General features: G+C 61.6%; 10 protein-coding genes. 2 read left to right on the top strand and 8 right to left on the bottom strand.

Features of this window, described 5'->3' with window-relative positions; all coding sequences use genetic code 11:
* Positions 1-5: 5 nt before the first annotated feature.
* The 8 genes from P775_RS13105 to P775_RS13140 all read right to left on the bottom strand — a co-directional run bounded on the left by P775_RS13105 (position 6) and on the right by P775_RS13140 (position 9,893).
* Positions 6-329 carry an STAS domain-containing protein gene (locus tag P775_RS13105; RefSeq protein ID WP_143520901.1) on the bottom strand — a complete coding sequence of 108 codons (324 nt, stop codon included), beginning with the start codon at positions 327-329 and terminating at the stop codon, positions 6-8.
* 386 nt (positions 330-715) lie between these two features.
* Positions 716-1,855, bottom strand: coding sequence for a M20/M25/M40 family metallo-hydrolase (locus P775_RS13110; protein ID WP_099911402.1), 1,140 nt, complete (start codon positions 1,853-1,855; stop codon positions 716-718).
* A gap of 78 nt (positions 1,856-1,933) precedes the next feature.
* Positions 1,934-3,106: a M20 aminoacylase family protein gene (locus tag P775_RS13115; protein WP_099911403.1), complete on the bottom strand. Its 1,173-nt coding sequence runs from the start codon at positions 3,104-3,106 to the stop codon at positions 1,934-1,936.
* Positions 3,103-4,788, bottom strand: coding sequence for an ABC transporter ATP-binding protein (locus tag P775_RS13120; RefSeq protein ID WP_099911404.1), 1,686 nt, complete (start codon positions 4,786-4,788; stop codon positions 3,103-3,105). Before P775_RS13120 ends, P775_RS13115 begins: the two co-directional genes overlap by 4 nt.
* Before the next feature lie 4 nt (positions 4,789-4,792).
* Entirely contained in the window at positions 4,793-5,680 is an 888-nt protein-coding gene (locus P775_RS13125) for an ABC transporter permease (protein ID WP_099911405.1), read from the bottom strand.
* A gap of 1 nt (position 5,681) precedes the next feature.
* Positions 5,682-6,623 (bottom strand): ABC transporter permease, encoded by a 942-nt coding sequence (locus P775_RS13130; RefSeq protein ID WP_099911406.1) that lies wholly within the window; start codon positions 6,621-6,623, stop codon positions 5,682-5,684.
* A gap of 70 nt (positions 6,624-6,693) precedes the next feature.
* The gene (locus P775_RS13135; protein WP_099911407.1) at positions 6,694-8,304 is read right to left on the bottom strand and encodes an ABC transporter substrate-binding protein; all 1,611 of its coding nucleotides are present in this window, start codon (positions 8,302-8,304) and stop codon (positions 6,694-6,696) included.
* A complete protein-coding gene (locus tag P775_RS13140; RefSeq protein WP_099911408.1) occupies positions 8,298-9,893 on the bottom strand; it encodes a M81 family metallopeptidase in 1,596 nt (531 codons plus the stop codon). The genes P775_RS13135 and P775_RS13140 overlap by 7 nt, the downstream gene beginning before the upstream one ends.
* Positions 9,894-10,026: 133 nt before the next feature.
* Here P775_RS13140 and P775_RS13145 point away from each other — a divergent pair, with 133 nt between their 5' ends.
* Positions 10,027-10,836: an IclR family transcriptional regulator gene (locus P775_RS13145; RefSeq protein WP_099911409.1), complete on the top strand. Its 810-nt coding sequence runs from the start codon at positions 10,027-10,029 to the stop codon at positions 10,834-10,836.
* Between the two features lie 504 nt (positions 10,837-11,340).
* Positions 11,341-13,854 (top strand): cation:proton antiporter, encoded by a 2,514-nt coding sequence (locus P775_RS13150; protein WP_099911410.1) that lies wholly within the window; start codon positions 11,341-11,343, stop codon positions 13,852-13,854.
* Positions 13,855-13,870 lie beyond the last annotated feature (16 nt).

A 13,870-nucleotide genomic window follows, 5' to 3' on the forward strand; every position in this document is an offset into this window, starting at 1 on the left:
TTTCGCTATTCGGAAATTCCGACCCATTTATTCAATTCGACACATGCTTGCCCGGGCCCGGGGGCCAGACAGCCAAGTTCCCCCAAGATCTTCGGCAAAGCCTGAGACTCGCCAAACGCAACGGAGATTTGGGATCCTTTTTCGCGCGCATAAAGATGTGCGGAATACAGAAGCTGGACAGTGATCGCATCGAACTTTTCCACAAGTTCGACGTTGATCGTGATGTCCTGATCCTGCTCCATCAGCAGCATTATTCTTGCGTATGTATCAGCCACTTCCATGACTGTTTGTGGCCCTGTCAGCTCCAGGGCGTTCGTTTCAAACGGCATGTCAGCTCCAAGATTCCAAGCAATGCTGACATATAGGTAGTCGACACGGGTAAATGTAAAATTACTCGAGTATCGGAATAATTTGGAATTTTCTTAAATGGTTTATTTGCGGTTAACGAAACAAATTGATTTTTCCAAAAAAATGGGATTGACGGCAGATCAATACCATCACGCGCGCGCCGTTTACAGCAATAACGGCCTAACGCATCGCCGCTAAAGAGAATTGATCGTGATCGATGCGGATCGATCAGTGTTTGATTTGCCACGCAAGGCAGGCATCCGGTTGCGCTTTCGTCTGGCGGCCTCTGCAGCCTGCACATCACAGAACCCACCGCAGAGGCGGTGGATTCCAAAAATGCACTTTTAGCGCTACCCGAAGCGCAACTTCAGGCTCCGAGGCGACAATACAGGGCTGCGGCAAGCTTGGCGCGTTCGACGAGGCTGTCCACGAAGATATGTTCGTTCAGCGTGTGCAGATCCTTGCCCCGCACCCCGATGGAATCGAGCGTCGGAAGACCCATGAAGCCGGTGAAATTGCCGTCAGACCCGCCGCCTGCCGACGCGCCGGACATCTCGAAGCCGATCTCGGCTGCGATGTCCTGCGCCAGCGACAGCATCGCCATGGTTCCGGGCTGATCTGGTTCCCAGACAGGGCGCGTCACACCGCGACGGACCTCCATCACCACGTCGCCAGTGTCAGAGTTCAGCGCCAGCATCCGGGCGACGCCCTCGTCCAGCAGGTCCTGCGTCTTGGCCATCGACAGCACTTCAGCGTCGCAAACGGACGAGACGCAGTTGACCCAATGACCCCCGTTGAAAACGCCGACTGAAAATGTGCAGTCGTCCGAGGTCATTCCCTCGACCTCGGCCACCTTTTTGGCCATCTCGGCAATGGCCGAACGCCCATCCTTGAGCGCCCAGCCCGCGTGGCTGGGTTTGCCCCGCGTTTGCAGGTTGAAACGCGCAATGGCGTAGCGCCCGATCACTGCGCCGCCGTCGGGGCGGGCGGGTTCGGGGACGAGGATATATTTGTGCCGCTTTGCCTCTGCCTCGATCAGCGCACGCGTGGACGGCGTGCCGATTTCCTCATCCGGGGTGAACAGAACCGTGACCGGCAGAGGCGTCTCAATGCCCGCGGCAAGCAATTTGCGCAGGGCATCAAGGTAGACATAATTACCGCCCTTCATATCCATCAACCCGGGACCGTAGCAGATGTTGCCATCCCGCCGGAACGGCAGTTTGGACAGGGTGCCCATGGGGTGGACCGTGTCGAGATGGCCCAGCAACAGGATGCCGCCCTGCCCCGCCTTTGGATGCGGCATAGTAGCGCGCACACAATCCCCAAGACCCATCCGACCCGGGATACGTTCGACCCGTGCACCGAGGGCAGCAAGATCGTGCTGGACCACATCCATCATGCGGTTGACGGCAGCTGTGTCGAACGTCGGGCTTTCGGTTTCGATCCAGGGCTTGAGTCCGGTCAGCATCTCTTCGGCATCGAACGGCAGGTCAAGCGGATTTGTCATGATGTCGGCTCCTTTCCCCAGCGTGGCGCGAGTCCGGCCGGGGGGATTTGCGTATTTGGAAAGAGAAGAAGCAGCGGATCAGGCATCTGCTCTTGGCAGGCGCGTTTCGACGATGCGCGCATAGATCGAGGCGCCAACCGGAAGGATGGCGTCATCAAGCACAAAACCCGGGTTGTGCAGCGGCACACTGCCCGCATGGCCGACGCGGCAATAGGCGCCGGGGACGATCTTCAACATGTCGGCAAAATCTTCAGAGCCGGTCGCCTGATCGGTGGATTCCGAGGCGAGATCCGTGCCGACGATGTCGGAGGCAGCAGCGATATAGGCAGTTGACAGGTCCGCATCGTTCATCAGCACGTCAAAGACGTTGCGCAGATCGACAGTGATCTCGATGCCATAGGCCTGAGCCATCCCGGCGCACAGTTCGCGGATGCGTTGGTTCGCGATTTCCGACACGTCGTCATGGAAATAGCGGATCGTGCCCGAGATTGTGGCGGTGTCCGGGACCACGTTATAGGCCGAGCCGGAATTGAACTTGGTCACCGACAGGACAACCGGCTTCGTCGGCGGAATGTTGCGGCTGACCACGGTCTGCAACTGCTGGACCAGCGCGGTGCCGATAACGATGGGATCCCTAGACTGGTGGGGCATGGCGGCGTGGCTGCCAGTGCCCTTGACGGTGATGTCAAAGAACGAAGCCCCGGCCATGGCCGGGCCGGGGGTGACGCTGACCACGCCGGGTTCGGAATTGGGGTCGTTGTGCATGCCGTAGATCTCGTCACAGGGGAACTTGTCGAACAGCCCTTCGGCGATCATCCTGCGCGCGCCCCCCAGCCCCTCTTCGGCGGGCTGGAAGATCAGTACGACGGTGCCGTCGAAATCGCGCGTTTCGGCAAGGTAGCGCGCGGCGCCCAGAAGCATGGTGGTGTGACCGTCGTGGCCGCAGGCGTGCATGCGGCCCGGGTTGGTCGAGCTGTAGGTAACGCCAGAAGCCTCTTCGATCGGCAGCGCATCCATGTCGGCGCGCAGCCCGACGCGGCGGTTGCCGCCGCCCTGCCCCTTGATCAGGCCGACGACACCGGTGCCGCCGATACCTTCGACCACTTGATCGACGCCATAGGCCCGCAGTTTCTCGGCGACGATCTTAGAGGTGCGCACCTCTTCGAACCCCAGTTCGGGATGGGCGTGGAAATCCTGACGGATCTCTGTCAGCTCGGCCGCAAAGGCCTCAATCTTGGGGATAACGCTCATGCGGTGGCTCCTTTTAGGGCAGGTACGCGCTCCATCGCGCGGAAATTGGCAAAGTCCCAGTGGCGGCCTGGGGCCGCTTCAATCAGGGTACGGGTGTAGTCGTGGCGCGGGTTTGACAGGACTTCGTCTGCAGGGCCGTGTTCAACCACCAGCCCCTTTTGCATCACCAGCACCTCGTCACAGATCTGCGCCGCAACGCGCAGATCGTGGGTGATGAAGAGCATGGCCACGCCGAATTTGTCCTGAATGTCATCCAGCAAATCCAGAACTTGCGCCTGCACGCTGACGTCGAGCGCCGATACAGCTTCGTCCGCGACCAGCAGGTCGGGCTTCATCGCGACGGCCCGCGCGATGGCAATGCGCTGGCGCTGCCCGCCCGAGAACTGGTGGGGGTAGCGGTCCAGTGCGTCGCGTGGCAGGTCGACCAGCTCCATCAGCTCGGCGGCCTTGTCCATCGCCTCTTCTTTGGACGTACCAAAGTTGATCGGCCCCTCGCAAAGGCTGCGCGCAACGGTCCAGCGCGGGTTCAGCGACCGATAAGGGTCCTGAAACACGATCTGGAGGTGCTTGCGGTAGGGTTGCAGCTGGCGGCGGCTGAGTTGCGCAATCTCTGTCCCAGCGACGCTGACCTTTCCCGCCGTCGGGTCGATCAGCCGCATGATGCAGCGCGCGACCGTGGATTTTCCCGATCCGGATTCCCCCACAATGCCAAGGGTGCGACCCGGCTTGATGGTAAAGTTCACATCGCGCGCGGCTTTCACCCCTTCGGATCTGCGCAGGAAGCCACCGCCGCCGTAGGTCATGTCCAGCCCTTTGACGATGATCACGTCCTTGGCCGTGGCGGGCGCACGCGCGGCACGCGGAGCGAGGTTGGGCACTGCCATCAGCAGCTTTTTGGTGTAATCCTCTTGCGGATTGGTCAGCAGATCGCGGATCGGGGCGCGTTCGACGATGCGACCCTTTTGCATGACGCTGACCGTGTCGGCGATTTCGGCGACGACCCCCATGTCATGGGTGATGAACAGCACGGCGGTGCCGTGGCGTTCCTGCATCTCGGCGATCAGCCTCAGGATCTGCAGTTGCGTGGTGACATCCAGCGCAGTGGTCGGCTCATCCGCGATCAGCAGGTCGGGATCAAGGATCAGCGCCATGGCGATCATGATGCGCTGGCGCTGCCCCCCCGAAAGCTGATGCGGAAAGGCCTGATAGATACGGTCCACATCCGGCAGATGCACCTGCTCCATCATGTCGAGCGTGCGCTTCTTAGCCTCGGCCTGCGACAGATCGGTGTGCATGTTCAGCACTTCTTCGATCTGCTCACCGACCCGCAGGACGGGGTTGAGCGCGGTCATAGGCTCCTGAAAGATCATCGCGATGCGCCGCGCACGCAATGCGCGCATCACGGACGGTTTTGCATAGGTGATCTCGACTCCTTCGAGGTCGATCAGCCCGCCCTGGATCTCAAGAGCATCCTTCGGCAAAAGTCCCATTACAGCTAGAGAGGTCACTGATTTGCCCGAGCCGGATTCGCCCACCAGACAATGGGTTTCGCCTGCGCGGATATCGAGGTCGATCTCGTTCAGAACCGGCGCGGCATTGGGCCGACCGGTCAGGCCTACCTTAAGTTTGCGGATCTTGAGGACACGCCTGGAATCAGTGAAGTCTTTGGATTTGAACTCCATGTCCTTAACCCTCCCGCTTTTTCATGCGTGGATCGAGAAGATCGCGCGCGGTGTCACCCAAAAGGTTGATCGCAAGAATGCACAGCGACAGCATCAGACCCGGCCAGAAGATCAGGCCCGGCTTGATCTGAAAATAGGTCCGCCCCTCGGCCATGATATTGCCCCAAGTAGGGATCTCGGTCGAGACACCGGCGCCAAGAAAACTCAGGATCGCCTCGATCAGGATGGCAGAGGCGCAGATGTAGGTGCCCTGCACGATCAGCGGTGCAAAGGTGTTGGGCATCAGATGCTGGATCAGGATCTTTGGCATCGAAGACCCCAGAGCGATCGCCGCCTCGACATAAGGTTCCTCGCGCGCGGACAGCACGACAGAGCGGACGAGGCGCACGACGCGCGGCACCTCTGGCACGGTGATCGCGATGATGACCGACGACAGGCTTGGCCCGTTCAGCGCCACCAGTGCAATGGCCAGCAGGATCGCGGGGATTGCCATGAGGCTATCCATGATCCGCATGATCACGCCGTCCGCTGCGCGGAAGAAGCCGGCGACAAGGCCGATCATCAGGCCGACGGCGACGCTGACGACCGCTGCGCCGACGCCGATCAGCAGGGACACCCGCCCACCGGTCATGACGCGGCTGAACGTGTCGCGCCCATAGGGGTCGGTGCCCAGCCAATGCGCCTCTGACGGAGGTTTGAGGCGCGAGAGCGCATCCATCGAAAGCGGGTTATAGGGCACGTACAAAGGCGCAAGAACCGAGGCGAGCACGATGATCAGAAGGATCACCGCTGCGATCATCGGGCCTATACCGATACGGGCACCCGCAGGCAGGGAAAACAGGCCGGTCAGCACCTGAAAAGCGCTGTGCCGCGATGTGGGGATCTCTGTCATGTCAGTACCGGATCCTTGGATCGAAGAAGGAATAAGAGATGTCTACCAGCAGGTTGACAAAGACGTAGATGCCCGCCGTCAGCAGGATCATCGCCTGGATCACCGGATAGTCGCGCGCGAGGATGGCATCGACGGTCAGACGCCCGATGCCGGGAATGTTGAACACTGATTCCGTCACCACAACGCCAGAAATCAGCAGCGCAAACCCGGTGCCGATAATTGTGAGGATCGGCACGGCGGCATTGCGCAGGGCATGGCGGAACAGCACGACGTTTTCGCGCACACCCTTGGCGCGGGCGGTGCGGATGTAATCCTCGCCCAGAACCTCAAGCATGGAGGCGCGGGTCATGCGCGCGATCAGCGCAATATAGATGGTGGCGAGCGTCAGCGACGGCAGGATGGCACGGCTGAAAAAGGCGCCAAAGCCGTCGGCGGGGGATTTGTAGCCCTGCACAGGCACCCAGCGCAGATCAATCGCAAAGATCTGGATCAGGATATAGCCGATCACAAAGACCGGCACGGAAAACCCAAGGACAGAAAAGGACATGACCAGAAAATCGACCCAGGTGCGGTGGCGCCAGGCGGCAATCACGCCCATCGGCACCGCCATCACGACAGAAATCACGATGGTCATCAGCGCGATGTTGATCGTCGGCCCGAGCCGGTCTGCCAGCATCCCTGCAACGGAGGTGTTGGACAAAAGCGAGGTGCCCAGATCGCCGCGCAGCAGCTGGCCCATCCAGGTGATGAATTGCGTGAGCAGGGGATCGTTCAGACCCAGCCGCTCTCGGATGCGTTCAAGCTGAGCGGGTGTGGCCGCGTCCCCGGCAAGGATCGCAGCAGGATCGCCGGGCGTGAGGCGCAGAAGCAGGAAGACGAAGATGGCAACGATCACCATCACCGGGATCGTCGCCAGCACGCGCTTCAAGATATAGAGAAACATGCTCCGGGCTCTCCTTTAATTTGTCGGGGAAAGGGGTGGAGGGCACGCAAAGCGCCCCCTCCTGTGCGGATTACTCTGCTTCTTTGGTCATGTTCCAGAACACCGGAACCGGCGAGGGAATCATGTTCTGGATCGTGTTCCGGCGGGCCTGCGGAATGATGTATTCGCCCATCATGATGTAGTTCACGTTATCCATGACATGTTCCTGGATCTTGACCGCAACCTCTTTCTGAGTTGCAGCATCCGGGGCCGCGACGAAATCGGCACGCAGCGCTTCGATTTCTTCATCTGTGGGCCAGCCGAACCAAGCGTCATTGCCACGGCCGTTGACCATCACGTTGATCAGCGGATCAGATACCTCGGGCACCATCCAGTTGGTGAAGAACATGTTCCAGCCGCCTTCGGTGACCGGGCTTTGCTGGGCACGGCGCTGCACGACAGACTGCCAGTCCATGGTCTGCAGATCGACGGTGAAGCCGCCTTCGCGCAGGGCCTGAGCGGCAACGACGGGCTGGTTGATCAGGCTGATCACATCCGTGGGCGCCATCAGGACGATGGGCGTGCCGTCATATCCGGCCTCTTCTAGAAGGGCCTTGGACTTTTCAGGATCAGCGCCGCCGGTCAGCGTTTCAGATCCGGACTCATCACCCAGAGGGGTCGAGCAGCCAAAGATCGCGCCGCAGACGTTATAGTATTCCGGATCGCCCTGCATCGTGGCCAGCATGGATTCCTGATCCAGCGCGGCCATGGCAGCCTGACGGATCAGCTTGTTGTCAAACGGAGGGTGCAGGAAGTTCGGCCGACCAATGGTCACATATCCCAGTTCATCCCGCTTTTCGACGGTGACGTCCGGGTTGCCGGACAGGATCGGCATCAGGTCGATCTGCACCTGTTCCAGATAGTCGATTTCGCCCGCCGACAGCGCGTTCAGCGCGGTCAGTGCGTCCGGCATGGTGGTCCAGACGACCTTGTCCACATTCACGACCTTGCCGCCGGCCATCCAGGAGGCGGGTTCGTCACGCGGCACGTAACCGTCGAACTTGTCATAGGTGACCGACACGCCGGGTTCGTATTCCGCTTCGTTGAACACGAAGGGGCCGGAGCCTACATATTCGGTGATCGTCTCATCCGAAGAGGTCGCGGCGACGCGGGCGGGCATGATGAAGGGCGGCACGGCGGATTGCTTGGAAATCACGTCCAGCAGCGGTGCGAAGGGTTTGGTCAGGGTCCAGACGATGGTCTTGTCATCCGGCGCCTCAAGGCTGGCCGTCACGTCAAAGATCAGCTGACCGCCGGAATCGCGTTTGCCCCAACGGGACAGCGAGGCGACGACATCCGCGCCCGTCACCGGTGCGCCGTCATGGAACAGCAGCCCGTCGCGCAGCGTGAAGGTATAAGTCAGACCGTCTTCGGAGATTTCCCAGCTTGCCATCTGCGGTTGCGGTTTAAAGTCGGCGTCAACGGCGGTCAGAACGTCATAGATCATGTAGCCGTGGTCGCGCGTGATATGCGCGGTGGTTATGACCGGGTCGAGCACGCGCAGCCCCGAATGCATCACGGCGGTGATGGTGGATGTATCCTGTTGCGCGGACAGGGCGCCGGGCATCAGCAGCGCGGTCCCCGTCAGCAGTGCGGCGGCAAGGCCGCGCGTCTCTTTCAGTGCAGATCTCAAAGTCAGCATGTCTGTTTCCCATGTTGGTTGTCGGTTTGATTATGTTGGACCTCGGCAGGGGCTCCGCCGGAGTCAGGGCGCGCCGTATTGGCACGCGGGCCCCCAAAGACGGGGCCGTTGGGGGACAGCCGCAGCCCCGGACGCAGCCGCGTGAACGGCAGATCTGCAGGGTTGAACGGCATCGGTCCGGGCGCCCGCGCGACAAGGATATCGCGCGCGATCGGTGCGAAATCCGCCCGGAAATGGGTCGAGCTTTTGACCACGAGGATTTGCTGATCCTCGGGTATGATCCTGACAAAGCGGAACATTTCGCGGTCGGCCATCTGCGCGATGCGGCTCGTGACCACGACGCGAACACCCCCTACCCGCAGGCAGGCAGAGGGCCCGAGATCGAGCCGTGTTCCGCCGTAATAGGGGCCTGTGGCATGGCATTTGCCATCCGAAAGCGCCTCGACAACGGCCTCAACCTCAACCGGGGGGTCATCTGGCAGGCCGGGATGGCCACCGATGCGGAACCGGGCAGTTGCGCCCTGCCCCGCCTCATGAGCGTGTTGTGCTGCGGATGGATCGACCATCAGCCCGATTGCGGCATTCTGCGCATCTGCATTGATCAGTGCGCGCAGCATTCCGGTGGTGGCGGAAACGCCGCCCGCCCCTGGATTGTCCTGGGTGTCGGCAATGACGACAGGGCCTTTGCCCTGCGCCTGTGCCAGTTGAGCGGCCTGTTCCACCGCCTCGGCGGCGGTATAGGTCAGATGGTCGTCGAACGCGGATTCAGCAGCCTCATAAGCGGCGGCGATGCGGTCTGCGGCACGATCCGCGGCCTCTTGCGTGTCGCCGTAGGCAATAGCGGTCGGTCCGCAGTCGGGAATATCCGCCGCTGGAAACCCCATGAACAGCGAAGCCGTCAGTGCCCCCTCAGCTTCGGCCTTTGTCAGACCGGCATAGAGCCCGTCTGCGGGCGCCATATCGGTGGTCTGAAACGGGATAGGGACAAGGTAGGACATGCGCCGATACGCCTTGGCAGGGCGCATGCCGGTGGTCATCAGCCGGTCCAGAAGCCGCGCCGCCGCCGCGCCGGTCGCCGCCATATCCACATGCGGATAAGTGCGAAAGCCCACCAGCACATCGACAACAGTCACAAAGTTTTCCGAGATATTGCCGTGCAGATCAAGTGCTGCTGCGATCGGCACATCCGGGCCGACGGCGGCGCGCACGCGGCGCGCGATCTCGCCCTCTCCATCGTCCAGATGTTCGGCAACCATGGCGCCGTGCAGGTCCAGAAAGACGCCATCCAGCCGGCCTGCTGCATGCAGGCCGGCGACGATGTCATCGGCGATCTGCTCGAATGCGTCGCGGGTCACATGCGCCGACGGGATTGCCCCGGCCCAGAGCACCGGCAGCATGTCCCAGCCAAGCGTGGCCCCAACCGACAGCGCGCCCGATATGCCCAGATTTACATTGCGCGCGGCCCCGATCAGGTCCGGGCCGTAAGTCATTGGAATATAACCGCCCCCGAACCGGAACGCAGCCATATCCGCCGCCGCCGGTGCGAAGGTGTTGGTTTCGTGCAAAAAGCCCGCCAAGGCGACTTTCATGAAGACCGCTCTGTCATATTTCGATCCCTGTCGCATTCCGGCACGTCGCGCTTGCGTATTGTCAGGCGATACACTTATATCGCTGACAGATCATACGAACCCCTTTTAAGATTAGTCAAGCAAGAGGTTTCCAATGCCAAGCATTCTGCGTGCAGAGTCGCCCATACCGACCAATCTTCAGGCAGAAGACGACCGTTTGTTCGTCCGTTCAGCAGGGCGCACAATGCAGGTACTGAGCGCCTTTCATCAGGCCAGCGGACCGCTGAGCCTTTCGGAAATCGCCACACGGGCCGAAATCGACCGTTCGGCGGCGCAACGTCTTGTTCATACGTTGATGTCGCTTGGCTATGTGCGGCGCAGCGCGGATGACCGCGGCTATCTTCCCGGGATCCGCCTGCTGGATCATACGCTGGATCTGCTGCGCTTGGACCCGGTGATTCAGAAGGCGACGCCGGTTCTGCTGGAGTTGCGCAAGACCCTGCGGGAACGTGTGGATTTCAGCCTGTATGACGAAACCCGTCTGATCTATGCGCTGCGCATGCAAAGCAAGCGCGAAACCTTTTATGCCTCCCTTGTGGGTCACAGTGTTCCGACCTTCTGCACCGCAGGTGGCCGGGCGGTTCTTTCTGCACTGCCCCAGGACGCGGCGCGTGAGATCGTGATGCGCTCGGCACTACACAAATACACTTCTTCGACTGAAACGGATCCGGAGGTGATCCTGTCCGAGATCGCAAAGGCACGCAGGGATGGATACGCTGTGCTGACTGAAGAATTTGTTCAGGGCGAGATCGCCATCGGTGTGGCCGTAACCAGCCGCGCCGGCCACCCGCTGGGCGCGATCCATGTGGCAGGATCGCTGGCCGAATGGACACCAGAGGATTTCGAGCGGAAGGCTGCACCGCTTGCCACCGAGGCAGCTCGTGCCATCAATGGCAGCCTGTGACTGGGTTTTTCTAACAAACTCGTGCGACAAAATTTAAGTTTATAATAATTTATTAACAATAACTTCCTGAACTTTTCTCAGATTTTACATTAACTGCCATCAGGGCCGGTGAGATGCTGGGGCGTTGAGCGCTTTGCAGCCGCGTTCTGCCCAGCCACTGGAGATGATCTGAGACGCGACGGCGACAAGCGCAGGTGGCGGCGGATCGGCAAAGCGAGTCCAGATCGAGGCGTTTCTCCCGCTGAAAGGCGCGATGTGCAGGGCTGTGGGTCAGCGCATTTGTGGTCTGCTTCGGCCCGGTTGCGGAGAAGTCCCGGAGGGCGGATCCGTCAGAATTCAGCGTCGAAACGGGGGCTGGAAGCCGTATGGAAAGCGTATGGTTTGCGTATGGCCCGGGTAAGGCCGCGGCGCGCCTGACTGGCGATAAATCGCCGGTTCAAAGATATCGTTCCAGCGACGCGCTGGCCAGTTCCCCACCCCCGACTTCTCGGGTATTCAGGTGTCATGGATATCATTCTGATCACGACCGTCATCGCCTCGCTTTTCCTTGTCATCGGCATTGCCGAGCCGCTGGCGGCGTGGTTACGCCTGCCTTACAGCGTGATTCTGGCCGTGGTGGGCATGCTCATCGGGGCGGCGGCGATCTTTTTCCTACGCACGGAGTTTACCGATGCGCTGAACCCGGTGGCCGAGGCAATTCTGGGACTGCCGATCCGGTCAAACGTTTTCCTTTACGTGTTCCTGCCGACGCTGCTGTTTCAGGCGACGCTTGGCATGAATTTGCGCCGCATGTTGGACGACTGGGTGCCCATTCTGGTTCTGGCGGTTGTGGCCGTGGTCGTGGCGACGCTCAGTGTCGGGTATGCGTTGTCCTGGTTCAGCACGCTGCCGCTGGCCGCCTGTCTGCTGGTTGGCGCTATCGTGTCCACCACAGATCCGTCGGCGGTTGTGTCCATCTTCCGGTCAATTTCAGCGCCCCGCAGGCTTGCGCGGATCATCGAGGGCGAAAGCTTGCTGAACGATGCCGCCGCGATTGCGCTGTTCGGGCTGTTCATGGGCTTTGTGATGCTGGGGCTGCCTGACCCTACGCTGGGGGATGCGCTGGGGCGCTTTCCGCTGCTGATCGGCGGCGGCGCGGCTGTGGGCTGGATCACGTCACATTTTGCCATCTGGATCATGGCATTCTTCAAGAGCCACGAGCGGGCGCAAATCTCGGTTTCCGTGGCTCTGCCGTATCTGGCTTATATCGGCGCGGAACAGAGCATCGGCGCGTCAGGTGTGATTGCGGTTGTGACGGCGGGCCTGACAATGAACCTGACCGGGCCGGGCCGTCTGCCGCCGCAGGCCTGGGCGCATCTGCGTGAGATCTGGGATCTGCTGGCCCATTGGGCGGGAGCGCTGATCTTTATCCTTGCCGCGCTGTTGATCCCGCGCCTGCTGGAAGAAGTGCGCGCGGCTGATTTTGCACTGGTCGGCGTCGTGATCATTGCCGCCGTCACGGCACGCGCGGTGATCCTGTTCGGGCTGCTGCCGCTGCTGACGCTGTTGCGGGTGTCACCCGCGGTCGAGCGGCCCTATCGCATCGCGATCCTGTGGGGTGGGTTGCGGGGGGCTGTGACACTGGCGCTGGCGCTGGCCGTGACCGAAAGCATCCGTGTGCCGCTGGAGATCAAGCGCGTGGTCGGCATCCTTGCCACCGGGTTCACGCTATTTACGCTGATGGTGCAGGGGACCACGCTGCGCAGCGTGATCAGCTGGCTGGGGCTGGACCGGCTGTCGCCGATTGACGAGGCGCTGTCGCGGCAGGTGGTGGCCGTTGCGCTGCAGACGGTGCGCGAGGATGTGGCGCGGACGACGGAAAACTATGAGCTGAGCCGCGATATCGTGCGATCCGAGGCCAAGACCTTTGGCGAGCGGCTGGACGGCGCGGTCGAAAAGGCCGAGGACAGCGCCGATATTCTGGACCGCGACCGGATCACGCTGGGGCTGATCGCGCTGGCGGGCCATGAACGTGACACGATTCTGGCGCGGGTGCGGGAACGCACGATCTCTGCCCGGATGGCGGAACAGGTGCTGTCGGATGCGGACCGGCTGATCGAAGGGGCGCGGTCGGGCGGGCGCAACGGCTATCAGCGCGCGGCGCGGCTGAGTGTGGCCTATGGGCGCAGCTTTCAGACAGCGGTGGCGCTGCAGCGACGGCTGGGTCTGGCCAAACCGCTGGCACGCCTGACCGCCGACCGGTTCGAGCTTTTGCTGTCGCAGCGGCTGATCCTGCGCGATCTGGGGGCGTTTATCGACGGGCGTATCCGGCGCATTCACGGTCGGCGCGTGGGCGATCTGCTGCACGAGCTTCTGTCGCGCCGGCTTGAAGCGACGGACACCGCGCTGGAGGGGCTGCGCCTGCAATATCCCGGCTATGCCGAAGAGCTGGAGCGCCGCTTTATCCGGCGCACGGCGCTGCGTCTGGAAGAGCGGGAATACAATGCCATGCGCGAAGACGCGCTGATCGGGGCCGAAGTCTATACGGCGCTGATGCAAAACCTTGGCGCGCGGCGTGCGGCAGCCGAAGAGCGCCCGTCGCTGGACATCGCGCTGCAGCGGGCCGAACTGGTCCGGCAGTTCCCGCTGTTCACCGGGTTCGACGATGCCGCGCTCAAGCGGCTGGGGCGGGCGTTGCAGACAGTTTATGTGAATGCAGGCAAGGTCATTGCCCGCAAGGACAGCATTGCCGACAGCGTCTATTTCATCGCATCAGGCGCGGTCGAGCTGGAGAGTGCGGGCCAGACCTGGCGGCTGGGTCGAGGAGAGATGTTCGGCCAGCTGGCGATCCTGACGCAAAAGGCGCGACGGGCCGAGGTGCGCGCGATTGCACCCTCGACCTTGCTGATGCTGGATGAGGCGCGGTTCCGCCGTCTGCTGGAGCGCAGTCCGACGCTGCAGGAGGCCGTGCGCATCAGCGCAGAGCAGCGGGGACTGGATCCGGCGCTGTTCCTGCCAATGGGAACAAAGGACAGCTGAGCGTGGTAGGCGTCGG

This window comes from Puniceibacterium antarcticum (assembly GCF_002760615.1).
Classification (GTDB): Bacteria; Pseudomonadota; Alphaproteobacteria; order Rhodobacterales; family Rhodobacteraceae; genus Puniceibacterium; species Puniceibacterium antarcticum.

Coding starts and splice junctions, on each gene's coding strand:
- P775_RS13105 (WP_143520901.1), bottom strand. CDS start 329: ATGCCGTTTGAAACGAACGCCCTGGAGCTGACAGGGCCACAAACAGTC.
- P775_RS13110 (WP_099911402.1), bottom strand. CDS start 1,855: ATGACAAATCCGCTTGACCTGCCGTTCGATGCCGAAGAGATGCTGACC.
- P775_RS13115 (WP_099911403.1), bottom strand. CDS start 3,106: ATGAGCGTTATCCCCAAGATTGAGGCCTTTGCGGCCGAGCTGACAGAG.
- P775_RS13120 (WP_099911404.1), bottom strand. CDS start 4,788: ATGGAGTTCAAATCCAAAGACTTCACTGATTCCAGGCGTGTCCTCAAG.
- P775_RS13125 (WP_099911405.1), bottom strand. CDS start 5,680: ATGACAGAGATCCCCACATCGCGGCACAGCGCTTTTCAGGTGCTGACC.
- P775_RS13130 (WP_099911406.1), bottom strand. CDS start 6,623: ATGTTTCTCTATATCTTGAAGCGCGTGCTGGCGACGATCCCGGTGATG.
- P775_RS13135 (WP_099911407.1), bottom strand. CDS start 8,304: ATGCTGACTTTGAGATCTGCACTGAAAGAGACGCGCGGCCTTGCCGCC.
- P775_RS13140 (WP_099911408.1), bottom strand. CDS start 9,893: ATGAAAGTCGCCTTGGCGGGCTTTTTGCACGAAACCAACACCTTCGCA.
- P775_RS13145 (WP_099911409.1), top strand. CDS start 10,027: ATGCCAAGCATTCTGCGTGCAGAGTCGCCCATACCGACCAATCTTCAG.
- P775_RS13150 (WP_099911410.1), top strand. CDS start 11,341: ATGGATATCATTCTGATCACGACCGTCATCGCCTCGCTTTTCCTTGTC.